1 protein-coding gene is annotated in these 620 nt (G+C 69.2%); it reads left to right on the forward strand.

Annotated features, from left to right (window positions below; all coding sequences use genetic code 11):
* Positions 1-620, forward strand: a 620-nt coding sequence (dmpG, locus tag TBU01S_RS22785; protein ID WP_083953815.1) for a 4-hydroxy-2-oxovalerate aldolase, incomplete at both ends; no start/stop codon positions are given.

Consider the following 620-nt stretch of genomic DNA (forward strand, 5'->3'; position numbering starts at 1 on the left):
AAGCGGGCGTGCCGCTGATCGAAGTCACCCACGGCGACGGCCTGGGCGGCAGCTCGGTCAACTACGGCTTCCCGGCCCACAGCGACGAGGACTACCTCGGCGCGGTGATCCCGCTGATGAAGCGGGCGAAAGTCTCGGCGCTGCTGCTGCCGGGCATCGGCACCGTCGACCATCTGAAGATGGCCCACGAACTCGGGGTCAGCACGATCCGCGTCGCCACCCACTGCACCGAGGCCGACGTCTCCGAGCAGCACATCGGCATGGCCCGCAAGCTCGGCCTGGACACCGTCGGCTTCCTGATGATGGCGCACATGAACAGCCCCGAAGGGCTGGTGCAGCAGGCGAAGCTGATGGAAGGCTACGGCGCCAACTGCATCTACATCACCGACTCGGCCGGGCACCTGCTGCCCGACACGGTGAAGTCGCGCCTGTCCGCGGTCAGGGATGCCCTGAAGCCCGAGACCGAGCTGGGCTTCCACGGCCACCACAACCTGGCGATGGGCGTGGCCAACAGCCTGGCGGCGCTCGAAGCGGGCGCCACCCGCATCGACGCGGCCGCGGCCGGGCTGGGCGCGGGGGCGGGCAACACGCCGATGGAAGTGTTCATCGCGGTGTGCGAT

Origin of the sequence: Thauera butanivorans NBRC 103042, assembly GCF_001591165.1 — a bacterium.
GTDB classification, from domain to species: Bacteria; Pseudomonadota; Gammaproteobacteria; order Burkholderiales; family Rhodocyclaceae; genus Thauera; species Thauera butanivorans.